The following is a 16,120-nucleotide window of genomic DNA, read 5'->3' as shown; positions in this document are numbered from 1 at the left end:
TCTAGTCCGGCGGAATCCGCCTACAGTGCTGGCCACCGGTGGGACACGGACGAAATGCCACGACGCTGGCTTTACAATCACTTCGATGACGGATTCTTCCGAGTTGGTGGCAGTCGATCTCACCGACCGAGAACGCGAATTCATCCAGCAGGCTCTGGAGCAATGGGCGTTGTCGGCAGCGGACGCGCCGTTTCCGTTTCAGGTACTCGGGTTGTCGACGTGGGATGAGTTCGGCCACCTCACTGTCCGGCTTAAGCGGGCAGTGACCGATGGCGAGTCGCTCACGGACCTGGACTGGGCCCGAGCACTATTTATAACCGAAATCACCTGGGCCAGTGGCCTGGTCGGCGCGGGCTTGGACTTCGCGACCGTCACCGGGTTCTCAGACGGCGAAGCGGTGAGCTTGTTGCGCGGCCTACAGCACCGCCGCAAGATCGGCGGGCGCATGCGCGCAAAGTTATTGTTTCCCGACGGGGGGCGCACCCGCACCGCCGCGGACATTGAGGAAGAAAATCTCTACTGGGAGAAAGTCCGCGCTGATCAGCAGGGGCGCCAGTATCCGCCCGGACTCTAGCGTGGGCCGGGACTCCAACTTCCCAGGCGTAGTTCATTCCCCGTGATCCCATGGGTCAGGGTCCATATCACCAAGCACTGGCGGGTGGTGATGACCGGCATGGGGCGGCTCGACCAATCTCGGTCCGGAAGGCATCGCTTGTAGAGCCGCGGTGTCCACACGCAACTGCTCCATGAGCGAAAGTTTAGGCCGACTGTCACGCCGCGAAAGTCAGTCAGACCACTGAACCACACCCGTCACACCGGCACCGCGCGGGCAAGCACGACTCCGACGCGCGCGCGAACCTCAGTGCCGGGTCCACATCCGGGTGACCGGATCGCATTGCAGCAGATACCCGTCGTTCGACGTGGACATCGCGAACACCGGGACATCGGGCAGGTCGCATGAGCTGCCCGCGGCGTGCACCCCGGTCGCGATGGGCGCCTTGTCCCAGGTGTTGCCTTCGCACACGACCTGCTGGTTGCTGGTTGGGTCGTAGGCGAGCTTGTCGACGTCGGTGCATAACCCGCCGAGCACGGCCGGCGCCGGGTGTGCAGGTGTGGTCGAGGTGCTGATCACCTGAGTGGGATCGGCCAACGCGACGCCCGCCGGCACGCCACCGACCCGGGTCGCCACCACTGGGACCCGCACCACGGCGCCCTGCGCGGAGCACTCGTTGCTCAGCACCGTTTCGGTCTCGGTGCCCCGCAGCGTGCCGTCCGACTGAGGCGCCAGCGACCAGGCGACGGTCTCCTGCTGCGTCGCCCTGACTTGCCCATTGGGCAGGCGGCAGCCGACCCGCTCCTGCTGCGGCGCGCCCTGCCAGTACCCGCCCAGATAACGCCAGGTGTCGGTCTCGCCGCCGTCGGCGGTGCTGGCCACTTGGTGGTTGGTGTCGTCGAGCTTCGTTCCGCTGGCCGCGCATCCGTTGGTGGTGCACACCGAACGGAACGCCCACCAGTTTGTGGTGGAGCCGTCGTGGCGGATCGGGACACCGTTGGTGGTCCGCTTGGTTCGGTCATAGGTCAGTTGATAGGTGCCGTCGAGCACCGGTCCCCCGGGTCTTGGCGCGACACTGGCGGCGGGCGCGGACGGACGCGAGGCCAGCGTGGGATTAGGCTGCGGACTTGCCGGCGCAAAGGAGTACAGCGTCGACCAGGTTGCCGCGACGGCGATCAGCACCGCGCATACCAGCGCGGCCGACCAGCGAGTCCGCGACGAAAACCTATGGTAGGCAGCCGAAACAAGGCCGCGGGCACCATGCCGGCGGTGCGGCAGGAGCGTCGCGTCAGCGTCCCGGACGGTCGCCGCGACGGCGTCGGCCCGTTCGCCGACGGCGGCGGCGAATGCGCGACAGCGCTCGAAGCGCTCCGCGGGTTGCTTGCCAAGGGCTTTGAAGAACAGGTCGTCCAGGTATGCCAAATCCGGGCGGTAATCGCTGAGTCGGGGCGGATCCTCGTGCAAATGTTGACTGATCACCGCGATCGGGTTGGCATGCTGAAACGGCGGAGCGCCGGTGAGTAGATGAAATGCTGTGGCGGCCAACGCATATTGGTCGGCACGCCCGTCGATGTTAGATCCGGTCAATTGCTCGGGCGCCGCATACGCGACCGTGCCGACAGCGACGTTGGTCTCGGTGATCCCGCTGATGTTGCCTAAGTGTCGCGCTACTCCGAAGTCCGCCAACAAGATTCGCTGGTCATCGTCACCGGGATGGGTGAGCAGAATGTTGGCGGGCTTGACGTCGCGGTGCAGCAAGCCGCGATCGTGCGCGTAATCCAGTGCGCCCGCGACGGCTTGCAGAATCGCGCACACCTGCCCGATCGGCATCCCTTCGCAGTAGCGCTCTTTCACCAGCCGGGATGCGTCGGTGCCCTCGACGTAGTCCATCGAGATCCAGAGCTGACCGTCGAATTCGCCGCGATCGTGGACGCCGACGATGTGTGGGTGCCACAGCGTGGCGGCGAGATCGGCTTCCCGGTTGAATCTTTCGCGGAATTCGCTGTCCGCGGTGACAGCCTCGGCGAGGACTTTGATCACGTCGCGACGCGGCAACCGCGGATGCAAAGCCAGATACACCTCGGCCATCCCCCCGGCGCCCAGCGGTCGCAGGATGGTGTAGCCCGCAAACGACGCACCGTTGGCCATCGCCTGGCGTGAGGCACTGACCTGCTCGGCGGCCAGTTCGGGCTCGGGGTTCGGAGTCGACGGGGGAACGCGCCGAAACAGGTGGGCGACGGTCATTGAAGAGCGCGCATGAAATCCGGCGCGCAGCGCCGCACGGGCCTGTCGCGGGTTAGTCAGCAGCCGCCTGCCGCTGCCGAGGCGCCGGGTCGGGCGCTTCAGCTCGTCCATGTGTGATGGCCCCCTCGTCTGTCAGCATTCGTGCGCGCGTCGGCACAACTCCCCGTCTCGCATCCTGCCGGACGCGGATAGGCGAAAGTCCGTTAAACGCTATGAGCCAGCTATGAAGCCGCCGAAGCAGACAAAGCGAAGTCACAGGCCAGTCCAATGGGAGGCACTGACTCGGTGCACCGATACTTGAGTAGTGAATCGACCCGCCCCTCCTGTCCTGACGATTCGGCACGACGGGTCTCAACGAACCTTCGCCGCAGGCCAAGAAGTGATCGTCGGACGCGATCAGCACGCCGATCTGCGCATCGCCGACCCGCGGATATCCCGTGCGCACCTGATCCTGCGCTTCGACCAAGGCCGCTGGCTGGCAATCGACAACGGGTCGCTGAACGGGACCTACGTCAACGGCTATCGAATGCCGGTCGTCGACCTGCACGACGGCCAGAGCATCCACGTCGGAAACCCCCAGGGACCCCGGCTGACCTTCGCCATCGGACCGCAACAAGGCCAGTCCAGCCGGCCGCCCCGAGCCAGGCCGACCCCGGATTCTGGCCCACCCACCATCGCCTGGTCCGCGATGCCCGACCCACCGACCACCACGTCGCAGCCGCTCCCGCCGCCGCGCCAGCCACTTCGGCGTTCGCAACCTCAAATGCCCGGCCCGCCAAGGCATCCCGGTACACATCCGCGCAAGGTTCCGCCACGGATGCCACCGCCGCCACGCGCGACACCCCCCGAGGAACTCACCGTCGTCAACGCCGAATCGCTACGCACGCCGGCCGCGGTGGACGGGGCACCGCCCGCCCAGTCCACCGTGATCGACGCCAAGACCGCCGACGTGTCCAACCTCGCGACGCGGTTTGTGAAGTTGCTCTCACCGCGTTCGTCGTCGGCCGCGGGTACCGCCGACGCGATGACGATCGGGCGCGCACCCGAGAACGACATCGTCGTGTCCGACGTCCTGGCCTCGCGCCAGCACGCCACGTTGGTGCCGACGTCGCTGGGCCTGGAAATCCGGGACAACAGCATCAACGGGACCTTCGTCAACGGCACCCGGGTCGGCTCGGCAATCCTGAGCGACGACGACGTGGTCACCATCGGCAACGTCGACCTGGTGGTGCGTGACGGCACCCTGACCAAGCTGAGCGAGGCGGCGACGCGTTCCGGCGGCCTCGAGGTGCGCGACGTCAAGTACGTCGTCGACAACGGCAAACAGCTGCTCGACAACATCTCGCTGACCGCCCGTCCCGGGACTTTGACCGCCGTCATCGGCGGATCCGGCGCCGGGAAGAGCACGCTGGCCCGGCTGATCGCCGGCTACACCACGCCCAGCTCCGGGTCAGCCACGTTCGAGGGCCACAACATTCACGCCGAATATGCGTCCTTGCGCAGCAGGATCGGCATGGTGCCGCAGGACGACGTCGTGCACCGCCAGCTGACCGTGAACCAGGCGCTGGGCTATGCCGCTGAACTGCGGCTGCCACCCGACACCAGCAAAGCCGACCGCGCCAAGGTCGTCACGCAGGTGCTCGAGGAACTCGACCTGACCAAACACGCCGAAACCCGAGTCGACAAGCTGTCGGGCGGCCAGCGCAAACGCGCCTCGGTCGCGCTGGAACTGCTGACCGGTCCGTCGCTGCTGATCCTGGACGAGCCGACGTCGGGCCTGGATCCCGCGCTCGACCACCAGGTGATGATGATGCTGCGCCAGCTGGCCGACGCCGGTCGCGTGGTGATCGTGGTGACGCACATGCTGTCCTACCTCGAACTGTGCGACCAGCTGCTGTTGGTGGCGCCGGGCGGGAAGACGGCCTACTGCGGCCCGCCGGACCAGATCGGTCCCGCGATGGGCACCACCAACTGGGCCAAGATTTTCACCAAGGTGGGCGCCGATCCCGAGGAAGCCAACCGGCGCTTTCTGGAACGCAACGAGGCCCAGCGCCGGAAACCGATGGCGGCCAAGGACGATGAGCCCGCAGAACTGGGCGAACCGGTCCATACCAGCGTGCGGCGCCAGATCTCGACGATCGCGCGCCGGCAGATCCGCCTGGTCGTCGCCGACCGCGCCTACTTCGTCTTCCTGGCGCTGTTGCCGTTCATCCTGGGGTCGCTGTCGCTGACGGTTCCGGGCTCGAACGGGTTTCATCTGCCCGGGGCAAACGCGGGCACACCCGACGAAGCCGCTCAGATACTGGCTCTGCTGATGCCCGCCGCGGCGTTCATGGGCACCGCGCTGACGATCCGCGACCTGGTGGGTGAACGCGCCATCTTCCAGCGTGAGCAGGCCGTCGGGCTGTCCACGACCGCTTACCTGCTGGCCAAAACCGCGGTCTTTTGCGGGTTCGCGATCGTGCAGTCGGCGATCATCACCGCGATCGTGGTGATCGGCAAGAGCGCCCCGACGCGAGGCGGCCTGCTGCTGGGGCATGGCACGGTCGCGGCCACCGTCGAGCTGTTCGCGACCGTCGCGGCGACCTGCGTCGCATCGGCCATTCTCGGCCTGGCGATTTCGTCGCTGGTCCGCTCCAGCGAGCAGATCATGCCGCTGTTCGTGGTGGCCGTGATGGCGCAGCTGGTGCTGTGCGGCGGCATGGTCCCGGTGACCGGCCGGCTCGGGCTCGATCAGCTGTCATTTGTGATGCCGGCGCGCTGGGGTTACGCCGCGGCGGCCTCGACGGTCGACCTGCGGCACCTGGTGCCGGATTCGCTGCTCTCCCAGGATCGCTTCTGGCAGCACACCGTGAAAACCTGGCTGTTCGACATGGGCATGCTGGGCGCCCTGTCGTTGTGCTATCTCGGTTTCGTCCGGTGGAAGATCCGGCTGCGACGCTGAGGGCCGCGATCCCGGTAAGGTAACGCCATCCACCCTCCGAAGCACGAAACGTTCGACCTGCGCGCCCGCACCAACACCGACCCCAAAGGCATTGTGCGGGCGGTCGACGAGTATGCGGTGCACCCGTGGGGGCTCTATATCGCCCGGCCGACTCCGGGCCGCGCCCAGTTCCACTACCTGGAATCGTGGCTGTTGCCGGCGCTGGGATTGCGCGCCACGGTGTTCCACTTCAACCCGGGCCACCAGCGCGACCACGACTACTACCTGGATGTGGGCGAATATGTGCCCGGCCCGGACGTGTGGAGCTCGGAGGACCACTACCTCGATATCGAGGTGCGCACCGGCTCCGGCGCGGCGTTGGCCGATGTCGACGAGCTGCTCGATGCCGTCCGGCACGGGCTGCTGACTCCCGAGGTTGCCGACCAGGCGGTGCGTCGCGCGGTGCATGCCGTCGAGGGGCTGGCCCGGAACGGCTACGACCTGCAGCGCTGGCTGGGCGGTGACGGCATCGAACTCACCTGGCGCCAGCGGCACCAGTTTTCGCAGCGGGCGCCCGGGTAACTCTGCGGTATGCCTTTGAGTGAGTACCGGCGTAAGCGGCGTTTCCGGCGCAGCCCCGAACCGCGTGGGCGGCTCGGGCGTCGACGTCGTGCCGGCACGACCGAGCCGTCCTTCGTGATTCAGCACCACGCCGCCCGCAGCGACCACTACGACCTGCGCCTGGAGATCCAGGGCGTGCTCGTTTCCTGGGTGATCGCCAACGGGCCGTCCGCGAACCCCAGAGACCGCCGGCTGGCACGCCGGACCGAGGATCACCCGCTGGACTACGCGGAATTCGAAGGCGTGATCCCCGAGGGTGAGTACGGCGCCGGGCCGGTGATCGTCTGGGACCGGGGCAGCTACACCAACGAGACCGCATACGAGATGGCCGAATGCCTGGCTCGCGGCCATGTTTCGTTCCATTTGCAGGGCGAGAAGCTGACCGGCGGCTTCACCCTTACCAAGGTTCGGGACGGCGCGGACGAGACCTGGCTGCTGATCAAACGCAAAGACGAGGGTGCGGACCCTCGGCGCCAACCGGTGAGAAGTCAACCCGAATCGGTGTTGTCCGGCCGCACCCTGGACGACCTGGATAAATCGTCATGACCGATCTCGCCGGCCTGCCCGACTCGGTACGCGACGCATTGCGCGACGAGACGGTGCCGGACTGGCGAGCTCCCACGCTGGCCACCCTGACCGACAAGAGATTCTCCGACCCGAACTGGATTTTCGAGCGCAAGTTCGACGGCATGCGATGCCTGGTGTTTCGCGACGGTGATCGCATCCGGTTGCTATCACGGAATCGCCAGCCGCTCAACGGAACCTATCCGGAGCTCGTCGACGCAGTCGCCGCGCAGCAAACCACCCGATTCGTGGTGGACGGTGAGGTCGTGGCGTTCCAGGGACGCCGTACCAGCTTCGCCAGGTTGCAGGGACGGCTGGGCATCACCGACCCGAACGTGGCCCGCGCGTCCCGAATCCGGGTCTATTACTACCTTTTCGACCTGCTGCACCTCGACGGCAAGTGCACCACCGAGCTGCCGCTGAAGTGGCGTAAACGCTTGTTGCGCGACGCGATCAGCTTCGGTGATCCGTTGCGCAACACCGCCCACCGCGTCGGCGCCGGCCTCGCCGCCTATCAGGCCGCGTGCCGGCGCGGCGACGAAGGAGTGATCGCCAAGCGGGCCGACTCCACCTACGAGAGTGGCCGCTCGAGAAATTGGCTGAAGTTCAAGTGCGTTCGCGACCAGGAATTCGTTGTCGGCGGCTACACGAGTCCGAGTGGTAGCCGAATCGCATTGGGTGCGTTGCTGATCGGCTACTACGACGACGGCGACCTTGTCTACGCAGGCAAAGTCGGTACCGGCTTCGATGAGGCCACGCTGCGCGCCCTGCACGAGCGGCTCTTCCCGATCGAGCAGGACACACCGCCGTTCACCCGGGGATTGGTGCGCCAAAACGGTGCCCGGTGGGTGCGTCCGGAGTTGGTGGCCCAGATCGGGTTTACTGAGTGGACGCGCGACGGCAAGCTGCGCCATCCGCGCTACCAGGGACTACGGACCGACAAGGACCCCGGCGATGTGGTACGGGAGACACACTGATGCCACGCATTGATGTCGAGATCACCCATCCGGATCGCGTCTTGTTTCCGCAGAGCGGTATCACCAAGCGGGAGCTGGCCGACTACTACGGCGAAGTGGCTGACACCATGCTCCCGCACCTCAAGGGCCGCGCCGTGACCGTGCAGAGGTTTCCCCGTGGGATCGGTGAAAAGGGTTTCGTACAACAGGATTTCGCTGACACTCTGCCGGACTGGATGCCCGGCGTCGAAGTCGCCAAGGAAGGCGGCACCCTGGTGCATCCACTGGTCGAACGCCCGGAAGCCCTGCGCTGGCTGGCAAACCAGAGCTGCATCACCCTGCACATCTGGCAGTCGCGGAAAGACCGGCTACATCATCCGGACCGATTGGTCTTCGACCTCGATCCGTCGGACACCGACTTCGCCGTGGTCCGCGCGACCGCCCACGCGCTGGCCGACGTGCTGGACGAGCTGGGACTGGCACGCTACGTGCAGACCACCGGATCGCGCGGACTGCACGTCGTGGTGCCGCTGCGGCCCGAAGCCGACTTCGATACCGCTCGGCAGTTCGCCCGGGACGTCGCCGAAGTCGTCGTGGCCGACGACGACGCGCACCGCACCGTGGAAGCCCGAAAGGACAAGCGCGGCGACCGGGTGTACCTCGACATCATGCGAAATGCATACGCGCAGACTGCCGTCGCGCCGTATGCGGTCCGAGCTCGCCCTACCGCCCCGGTGGCAACTCCGCTCGAGTGGGACGAACTCGACACCCGCGGCCTGCGAGCGGACCGGTTCACCATCGGCGACCTTCCCAAACGACTGAGCGGCCAGGGCGATCCGTGGGCAGACATGTACCGGCACGCCCGCTCACTGACCGGACCGCGAGAGCGGTTGGCGAAGCTGCGTGCCTGAACTACCCGACGTCGAGGGATTCCGGCGCGAGTTGGCAGATACCCTGCCCCGCCGCCGAATTCAGCGCGTGCAGGTGCGCGACCCCGGCATTCTGCGCAACACGTCCGCCGCCGCACTCGGCCGGCGTCTCGACGGGCACCGCTTCCGCACACCGCGCCGCCATGGCAAGTGGCTGATACTGCCCACCGACGGTCCGACGCTGGTTATCCACAGTGGTATGACCGGGCACCCGTACTTCGCCGGCACCGAGACGGAGCGTGAGAAGTACGAACGCCTGGCGGTCTCGCTCGACAAAGGCGAACTGCGCTACGCCGACCTGCGCAAACTGCGCGGAGTGTGGCTGGCCGATGACGACGACGACCTCGCGGAGGTACTCGGCCGGCAGGGTCCCGACGCGCTGGGCATGAGCCTGCCGGTCTTCCGCGACGTGCTCGGCGGCCGGCACGGTCAGCTGAAGCCGACACTGATGGACCAGTCGGTGATTGCCGGCCTGGGCAATCTGCTGACCGACGAAATCTGCTGGCGGGCCAGGTTACGACCCACCCACCCGGTCGCCGAGCTCGCGGCGGACGAGGTGAAGCGCCTGCACACCGCGATGACCCAGGTGCTGCACACCGCGGTCCGGCACGGCCGGGTGCCGGGACTGCCTCGATGGCTGACGAGGGTGCGTGACGAACCGGATCCTGCTTGCCCGCGCTGCGGGACGCGCCTGTGCCGGCGCCGGGTGAGCGGCCGGATGTCGTTGTGGTGCCCGAACTGCCAGCGTTAGCCTCTGGGCGTAATCTCTGCAACTATGACCCCTCGTAAGCGCTGGTCTATGCCGGTGGTCGCGGTCACCGTCATCGGCTCGCAGCTGATTCCCGTAACGGCCCATGCGGACCTGCACAACATCACCTACCGCGCCAGGATCGACGCCCTGACGACCGGCAGTCAGGCCACCTTCGTCACCAACGGCGGCAAGACCAACACCACGAACCTTCCGTCGATGCCGGGCAACGCGTTCGAGGCCAACACCGTGTTGCCCGACCCGGCCCAGGCCGGTCTGCGGATCGTGCTGCACTTCCCCTACGCGGCGAACGTGCACTGCGAGATCGACGTCGACGACAACGTTTTCGTTCAGGCCGACCAAATGGTCCGGCCGACACCCGGCAATTCCGACCCGAATAACGGTGCGCTGCAATGTGGAGCGCCGCTGCCGACGTAGCAGCTAAGGCCGCCAGCCGGTGAAATCCGCCCACTCCCAGGCCCGGCGGTAGGCGTCGGCAAACCATGGTTCCTTGGCCTCGACGTAGATCGCCGTGTCGCCGTCGGCGGGCTTTTCAGCCGCGTGTTTGACGGCCAGGTAGGTAGCCCGTTCCCCGGGGTTGGCGGCCAGCCAGTCGACGAATAACAATGCGAACTGCTGATTGGGCCAGCCGGCCACCCTGATGTGCACATTGGTGGGGCGTCCGGGATCGGCCGAAGCATGAATGCGCTTGCGCCACAATGTCGGATCGTCGCTGTGGTCGTAATCGCTGACCGTGCTGCGCGCGTCGGCCTTGACGTCGTCCTGCTCGATATGCTCGATGCGCGGGTAGCCAGCCGCGAGCAAGACCTCGGTGAGTTCATCTGCCACCGCGAGTGATTCAACGGTGATCTGGATGTCGATCACGTCTTTGGCGTCGAACTCGGGCACCGCGGTCGATCCGATGTGGTCGACGCGCAACGCCTTCTGGCCGCACGACACCGACAGCCGGTTGACGATGCGGCGCGCCTGGTCCGGCCAGGTCGGATCGGCCGGCACCACGCGTGCCGGTGCGCGCACGAACCGCCGCTCGGCCAGATTGTGCGCGAACGGCACAATTCGGTCGTTCCACACCTCATGGGCCCGCTTGACCAAATCCTCTTGACTGCCGGAGTTATCGAGCCAGATGTCGGCGACGGCCTCACGCTGCTCGTCGTTGGCCTGAGCTGCGATCCGGGCACGGGCGTCGTCCTCGGACATGCCGCGCTGCTCGACCAGTCGGCGCACCCGTAGTTCCACGTCGGCGTGCACGATGATCACCAACGGAAACAGCGGCGCCATACCGGATTCCACCAGCAGCGGAATGTCCTCGACGACGACCGAGTCCTCCGGCACCGAGGCGATGATCTCCTCGCGCCGCTTGCCCACCAGCGGATGAACGATCGAATTCAGCTTCTGGCGAGCCTCGTCGTCGGCAAAAGCCTTGGCGGCCAAGGCCGGACGATCCAACGATCCGTCCGGCTGCAGGATGTCCTCACCAAACGCCTCGACGAGCGACGCCAACCCCGGGGTGCCTGGCTGGACAACCTCCCGGGAGATGACGTCGCCGTCGACGATGATCCCACCGCATTCCGCGAACGTGGCGGACAGCGCCGATTTCCCGGCGCCGATGCCACCGGTCAACCCGATGCGCAGCATCGAGAGTTAGGCGTTGCCGGCGAGTTTTTCGCGCAGCGCGGCCAGCTGAGCGTCGCTGGCGAGCGAGCCGCCCGCCTCCTTCGGCGAGGACGCACCGTTGCCCGGCGCGTGATCGCTGTCGGCGTGCCCGGCTGCTTCGGCAGCGGCGAACTTCTCCATCTGCGCGGTGTGCATCTTGTGCCGGCGCTCGGCCTCGGCGTAGCGGGCCTCCCACTCGTTGCGCTGAGTGTCGAAGCCTTCTATCCACTCGTTGGTTTCGGAGTCGAAGCCCTCGGGGAAGATGTAGTTGCCCTGCTCGTCGTAGCTGTCGGCCATGCCGTACTTGGCGGGGTCGAACTCGTCGGTGTAGTCCTCGTTGGCCTGCTTGAGCGACAACGAAATTCGGCGGCGCTCCAGGTCGATGTCGATGACCTTGACCATCGCGTCGTCGCCGACTGCGACCACCTGGTCGGGCACCTCGACGTGACGCTCGGCCAGCTCCGAGATGTGCACCAGACCTTCGATGCCCTCCTCGACACGCACGAACGCGCCGAACGGCACCAGCTTGGTCACCTTGCCAGGAACGATCTGCCCGATGGCATGGGTGCGGGCGAAGTGGCGCCACGGGTCTTCCTGAGTCGCCTTGAGCGACAACGAAACCCGCTCGCGGTCCATGTCGACGTCGAGCACCTCGACGGTGACCTCGTCGCCGACCTGCACGACCTCGGACGGATGATCGATGTGCTTCCAAGACAATTCGGAGACGTGCACCAGGCCGTCGACACCGCCGAGATCGACGAACGCGCCGAAGTTGACGATCGACGAGACCACACCCTTGCGGATGGTGCCCTTCTGCAGCTGGTTGAGGAACTCGCTGCGCACCTCGGACTGGGTCTGCTCCAGCCAGGCACGGCGGCTCAGCACCACGTTGTTGCGGTTCTTGTCCAGCTCGATGATCTTGGCTTCGATCTCCTTGCCGATGTACGGCTGCAGATCGCGCACCCGGCGCATCTCGACCAGCGAGGCGGGCAGGAAGCCGCGCAGGCCGATGTCGAGGATCAGGCCGCCCTTGACGACCTCGATGACGGTGCCCTTGACGGCCTCGTCCTTTTCCTTGAGCGCTTCGATGGTGCCCCAGGCGCGCTCGTACTGCGCGCGCTTCTTGGACAGGATCAGACGGCCTTCTTTGTCCTCCTTGGTGAGAACAAGGGCCTCTACCTCATCGCCCACGGTAACGACCTCGTTGGGGTCGACATCGTGCTTGATGGACAGTTCGCGGGCGGGGATGACCCCTTCGGTCTTGTAGCCGATATCGAGGAGCACCTCGTCCCGGTCCACTTTGACGATCGTGCCTTCGACGATGTCGCCATCGTTGAAGTACTTGATCGTTTTGTCTATTGCGGCGAGAAAGTCCTCGCTCGAGCCAATGTCGTTGACGGCTACTTGCGGCGAGGTGACGGCGGGACTCGGCATATTGTTGGGGTGCTCCGGACAGGTTGGGTCGTAGGGATAAAACTGGGATTTAACTGATAAGGCTACTCGACAGGGCACACGCTGGACAAACTCGACCGGCGCGCCACGTCAGCCACGCCTAATATTCGGCCCGCGGCACCCTTCGCGCAACCCCGAATTTGACGTCGATTGTTGTCATCGTGCAGGTCCCGAAAACTCGCCGGGCCTGCGGTCGGGACGGCTGCGCCAGTCGCCTGGTCAGAACTTGGCGATCAGCACCACTCCGCCCACCATCAGCAGTCCGCCCATGGCCCGCGGCAGCGTGATCGGATGATGATCCAGCCGTAACCAGCCGAAATGGTCGAGAAGCAGCGACATGATGAGCGCTGACGTGACGGTGAAGGCCATGAAGGTGCCGGCGCCGACCCGGTTGACCAGCGTCAGGCCGGCATAGACCTGAACCGCTCCGACCAGGCCACCGATCACAGCCCACCACGGCATCGACGCGATGTCCCGGGCGGTGGGCAGCGGTTTCGGCATCAACAGGAACGCGGCGACGAAGAAAACGGTAATGACCGCGAACGAGATCGCCGACGCGAGCCACGGGTTGATCATGTGCTTGTAGAGCTGGCCGTTCATGGCGGCACCGCAGGTCTGAAGCGCACCACCCAGGATGATGAACGGGATGATCCAGGCGGCGTTCATGCCACTCCTTCTTCTGGTGAGCGCTTCTAGTGCGCGGCGGCGTCCCAGGAGCGGCCGTAGCCGACGGAAACCTCGAGCGGGACGTCCAGCGAGTAGGCGGAGCCCATCTTGTCGCGCGCCAGCTTCTCGACCTGTTCCCGCTCGCCGGGCGCGATTTCGAACAGCAATTCGTCGTGTACTTGCAACAACATCCGGGATTTCAGCCCGGCCTCTTTGATCGCCTTGTCGACCTCGATCATCGCCACCTTGATGATGTCGGCCGCGCTGCCCTGGATCGGCGCGTTGAGTGCCGCCCGTTCGGCGGCCTCGCGCACGTTGCGGTTGCTGCTGTCCAGTTCGGGCAGGTAGCGCCGGCGGCCGAACACCGTGGAGGTGTAGCCGTCCTTGCGGGCCTGTTCGACGACGTCGCGCAGGTAGTCGCGGATGCCGCCGAACCGGGCAAAGTACTGGTCCATCTGGTCTTTGGCTTCTTCTGTCGAGATCTTGAGCTGGGCGGCCAACCCGTAGGCGCTCAATCCGTAGGCCAACCCGTAAGACATCGCCTTGACCCGGCGGCGCAGCTCGGGCGTCACCTCCTCGATCGGCACCCCGAAGGCCCGAGAAGCGACGAACGAGTGCAGGTCTTCGCCGGTGTTGAACGCCTCGATCAGGCCCGCGTCCTGCGACAGATGCGCCATGATCCGCATCTCGATCTGGCTGTAGTCGGCGGTCATCAGCTCGGCATAGCTATCGCCCACCACGAACGCGTCGCGGATGCGCCGGCCCGCCTCGGTGCGGATCGGAATGTTCTGCAGATTCGGCTCGGTCGACGACAACCGGCCCGTCGCGGCGATGGTCTGGTTGAACGTGGTGTGGATGCGCCCGTCGGAGGCCACCGAATTCAGCAACCCGTCGACGGTGACCTTGAGCCGGGTGGCGTCCCGGTGGGCCAGCAGATGCTGCAGGAACGGATGGCCCGTCTTGTCGAACAGCGACTGCAGGGCGTCCGCGTCGGTGGTGTAGCCGGTCTTGGTGCGCTTGGTCTTCGGCATGCCCAGTTCGTCGAAGAGCACCGTCTGCAACTGTTTTGGCGAGCCCAGGTTGATCTGCTTGCCGATCACCTCGTAGGCCGCTTCGGCCGCGTCGCGGATCTGGTGCGCGAAATCGCTTTGCAGCTCGGACAGTTTCGGTAGATCCACCGCGATGCCGACGTGCTCGAGCCCGGCCAGCACGCGTTGCACCGGCAGCTCCATGCCCTCGAGCAGCGCGGTGGAGTTGATCCGGGCCAGCTCTTCGTCCAGCGCATCGGCCAGATCCAGCACCGCCACGGCGCGCAGGATCAGCGTCTGCACCGCCTGGTCGTCCACGCCGTCGGAATCGTCGAGAAGCGAAAGCTGTTGCTGCTCAGCCGTTTCAGCGCGCAGTTCGCGGCGCAGATAGCGCAGCGACAGATCGTCGAGGGAGAAGCTGCGCTGCCCGGGCCGCACCAGGTAGGCCGCCAGCGCGGTGTCGGAGGTCACGCCGGCCAGCGTCCAGCCCCGCCCGGCGAGGTCGTGCATCGCCAGCTTGGCTTCGTGCAGGGCCTTGGGCGGGCCGGGATCGGCGAGCCAGGACGCCAGTGCCGCTTCGTCGTCGGGATCCAGCGTCGAGGTGTCGATGTAGCGACCCTCGCCATCGGCGGACACGATCGCCAGCGCGGTGGCGTCGGCGTCGTAGGCCAGGTGGGTGCCGACGACGGCCAGGCCGAACCGCTTGCCGGAGCTGTGTTCGGCCAGCCACACGGCCAGCTGACCGGGTTCGAGCGCGCCGCCGCGCACGTCGAATCCCTCGTCGACTTCGGGGTCCACCGAGGCCAGCGTTTCGAACAGCCGGTCGCGCAGCACCCGGAACTCGAGGTCGTCGAAGAGCCGGTGGATCTGGTCGCGATCCCATGGCAGCATCCGCAGCGTGTCCGGGGTTTGCGCCAGCGGCACGTCTTTAACGAGGTCGGTGAGCTCGCGGTTGCGGATGACGTTGGCCAAGTGCGCCCGCAGCGCGTCGCCGACCTTGCCTCGCACCGAGTCGACGTTGTCGACCAGACCCTGCAGCGACCCGTACTCGACGATCCACTTGGACGCGGTCTTCTCCCCCACGCCCGGGATGCCGGGCAGGTTGTCGCTGGGATCGCCACGCAGCGCGGCGAAGTCGGGGTACTGGGCAGGCGTCAGCCCGTACTTCTCGACGACCGCGTCCGGTGTGAAGCGGGTGAGTTCGCTCACGCCCTTGCGCGGATAGAGCACCGTCACGTCGTCGCTGACCAGTTGCAGGGAGTCACGGTCGCCGGTGACCACCAGGACCCGGTAGCCCTCGTTCTCCGCCTGGGTGGCCAGCGTCGCGATCAGGTCGTCGGCTTCGAAGCCCGGCTCGGCGAGCACCGTGATGCCCAGCGCGCCCAGCACTTCCTTGGTGATGTCGATCTGGCCGCGGAACTCGTCGGGCGTCTCCGACCGGCCGGCCTTGTACTCCGGGTAGCGCTCCAGCCGGAACGTCTGACGCGAGACGTCGAACGCCGCGGCGATGTGCGTCGGCGCCTCGTCGCGCAGCAAGTTGATCAGCATGGCGGTGAAGCCGTAGACCGCGTTGGTGGTCAGGCCGCCGCGGGTCTTGAAATTCTCCGCGGGTAGCGCGTAGAAGGCCCGGAAAGCCAGCGAATTGCCGTCCAGCAACATCAGTGTCGGCTTGGTCTGTTCCTGGCTGGGAATTGTGGTCGCGACGGGCACGGCTCTCACTCTAGGCATCCGCTGTGACGAGTCACCCGCCCCCGCAGAACTG

General features: G+C 66.2%; 13 protein-coding genes. 8 read left to right on the top strand and 5 right to left on the bottom strand.

The annotated features are described in order from the left end of the window. Positions 1-85 precede the first annotated feature (85 nt). Positions 86-574 carry a hypothetical protein gene (locus tag MAAFP003_RS11915; RefSeq protein WP_096287157.1) on the top strand — a complete coding sequence of 163 codons (489 nt, stop codon included), beginning with the start codon at positions 86-88 and terminating at the stop codon, positions 572-574. Between the two features lie 285 nt (positions 575-859). Here MAAFP003_RS11915 and MAAFP003_RS11910 read toward each other — a convergent pair whose 3' ends face one another. Beyond that, positions 860-2,908, bottom strand: a complete 2,049-nt coding sequence (locus tag MAAFP003_RS11910) for a serine/threonine-protein kinase (protein WP_096287155.1) — start codon at positions 2,906-2,908, stop codon at positions 860-862. Between the two features lie 193 nt (positions 2,909-3,101). Here MAAFP003_RS11910 and MAAFP003_RS11905 point away from each other — a divergent pair, with 193 nt between their 5' ends. From MAAFP003_RS11905 to MAAFP003_RS11875, 7 genes are all read left to right on the top strand, one after another. Then, on the top strand, positions 3,102-5,741 hold the full coding sequence (locus MAAFP003_RS11905; protein WP_096287153.1) for an FHA domain-containing protein: 2,640 nt from the start codon (positions 3,102-3,104) through the stop codon (positions 5,739-5,741). A gap of 93 nt (positions 5,742-5,834) precedes the next feature. Beyond that, positions 5,835-6,302, top strand: coding sequence for a ribonuclease FAU-1 family protein (locus tag MAAFP003_RS11900; protein WP_096287151.1), 468 nt, complete (start codon positions 5,835-5,837; stop codon positions 6,300-6,302). Between the two features lie 9 nt (positions 6,303-6,311). After that, a complete protein-coding gene (locus tag MAAFP003_RS11895) occupies positions 6,312-6,887 on the top strand; it encodes a DNA polymerase ligase N-terminal domain-containing protein (RefSeq protein ID WP_096287149.1) in 576 nt (191 codons plus the stop codon). Beyond that, positions 6,884-7,882, top strand: coding sequence for a non-homologous end-joining DNA ligase (gene ligD, locus MAAFP003_RS11890; RefSeq protein WP_096287147.1), 999 nt, complete (start codon positions 6,884-6,886; stop codon positions 7,880-7,882). The genes MAAFP003_RS11895 and ligD (MAAFP003_RS11890) overlap by 4 nt, the downstream gene beginning before the upstream one ends. Then, positions 7,882-8,772, top strand: a complete 891-nt coding sequence (gene ligD, locus MAAFP003_RS11885) for a non-homologous end-joining DNA ligase (RefSeq protein WP_096287145.1) — start codon at positions 7,882-7,884, stop codon at positions 8,770-8,772. Before ligD (MAAFP003_RS11890) ends, ligD (MAAFP003_RS11885) begins: the two co-directional genes overlap by 1 nt. After that, complete coding sequence (locus tag MAAFP003_RS11880; protein WP_096287143.1) at positions 8,765-9,541, top strand: Fpg/Nei family DNA glycosylase; 777 nt, start codon at positions 8,765-8,767, stop codon at positions 9,539-9,541. The genes ligD (MAAFP003_RS11885) and MAAFP003_RS11880 overlap by 8 nt, the downstream gene beginning before the upstream one ends. Before the next feature lie 24 nt (positions 9,542-9,565). Beyond that, on the top strand, positions 9,566-9,976 hold the full coding sequence (locus MAAFP003_RS11875) for a hypothetical protein (RefSeq protein WP_096287141.1): 411 nt from the start codon (positions 9,566-9,568) through the stop codon (positions 9,974-9,976). Positions 9,977-9,979: 3 nt separating this feature from the next. Here the strand turns inward: MAAFP003_RS11875 and coaE are convergent, their stop codons facing one another. The 4 genes from coaE to polA all read right to left on the bottom strand — a co-directional run bounded on the left by coaE (position 9,980) and on the right by polA (position 16,086). After that, positions 9,980-11,194 carry a dephospho-CoA kinase gene (gene coaE, locus MAAFP003_RS11870; RefSeq protein ID WP_096287139.1) on the bottom strand — a complete coding sequence of 405 codons (1,215 nt, stop codon included), beginning with the start codon at positions 11,192-11,194 and terminating at the stop codon, positions 9,980-9,982. Between the two features lie 6 nt (positions 11,195-11,200). Then, the gene (gene rpsA, locus MAAFP003_RS11865; RefSeq protein ID WP_096287137.1) at positions 11,201-12,646 is read right to left on the bottom strand and encodes a 30S ribosomal protein S1; all 1,446 of its coding nucleotides are present in this window, start codon (positions 12,644-12,646) and stop codon (positions 11,201-11,203) included. A gap of 237 nt (positions 12,647-12,883) precedes the next feature. Then, positions 12,884-13,330 (bottom strand): DMT family transporter, encoded by a 447-nt coding sequence (locus MAAFP003_RS11860; RefSeq protein WP_096287135.1) that lies wholly within the window; start codon positions 13,328-13,330, stop codon positions 12,884-12,886. A gap of 26 nt (positions 13,331-13,356) precedes the next feature. Beyond that, a complete protein-coding gene (gene polA / locus MAAFP003_RS11855; RefSeq protein WP_096287133.1) occupies positions 13,357-16,086 on the bottom strand; it encodes a DNA polymerase I in 2,730 nt (909 codons plus the stop codon). Between the last annotated feature and the right edge of the window lie 34 nt (positions 16,087-16,120).

It is taken from the genome of Mycobacterium ahvazicum (assembly GCF_900176255.2).
In the GTDB taxonomy this organism is placed as follows: Bacteria; Actinomycetota; Actinomycetes; order Mycobacteriales; family Mycobacteriaceae; genus Mycobacterium; species Mycobacterium ahvazicum.
This window is presented reverse-complemented; position numbering and strand designations above follow the sequence as displayed.

Bases quoted from the DNA above. Each gene is read 5' to 3' on its own strand.
- coaE (WP_096287139.1), bottom strand. From the start codon at position 11,194: ATGCTGCGCATCGGGTTGACCGGTGGCATCGGCGCCGGGAAATCGGCG.
- MAAFP003_RS11915 (WP_096287157.1), top strand. From the start codon at position 86: ATGACGGATTCTTCCGAGTTGGTGGCAGTCGATCTCACCGACCGAGAA.
- MAAFP003_RS11910 (WP_096287155.1), bottom strand. From the start codon at position 2,908: ATGGACGAGCTGAAGCGCCCGACCCGGCGCCTCGGCAGCGGCAGGCGG.
- ligD (WP_096287147.1), top strand. From the start codon at position 6,884: ATGACCGATCTCGCCGGCCTGCCCGACTCGGTACGCGACGCATTGCGC.
- MAAFP003_RS11895 (WP_096287149.1), top strand. From the start codon at position 6,312: ATGCCTTTGAGTGAGTACCGGCGTAAGCGGCGTTTCCGGCGCAGCCCC.
- MAAFP003_RS11875 (WP_096287141.1), top strand. From the start codon at position 9,566: ATGACCCCTCGTAAGCGCTGGTCTATGCCGGTGGTCGCGGTCACCGTC.
- rpsA (WP_096287137.1), bottom strand. From the start codon at position 12,646: ATGCCGAGTCCCGCCGTCACCTCGCCGCAAGTAGCCGTCAACGACATT.
- MAAFP003_RS11860 (WP_096287135.1), bottom strand. From the start codon at position 13,330: ATGAACGCCGCCTGGATCATCCCGTTCATCATCCTGGGTGGTGCGCTT.
- ligD (WP_096287145.1), top strand. From the start codon at position 7,882: ATGCCACGCATTGATGTCGAGATCACCCATCCGGATCGCGTCTTGTTT.
- polA (WP_096287133.1), bottom strand. From the start codon at position 16,086: ATGCCTAGAGTGAGAGCCGTGCCCGTCGCGACCACAATTCCCAGCCAG.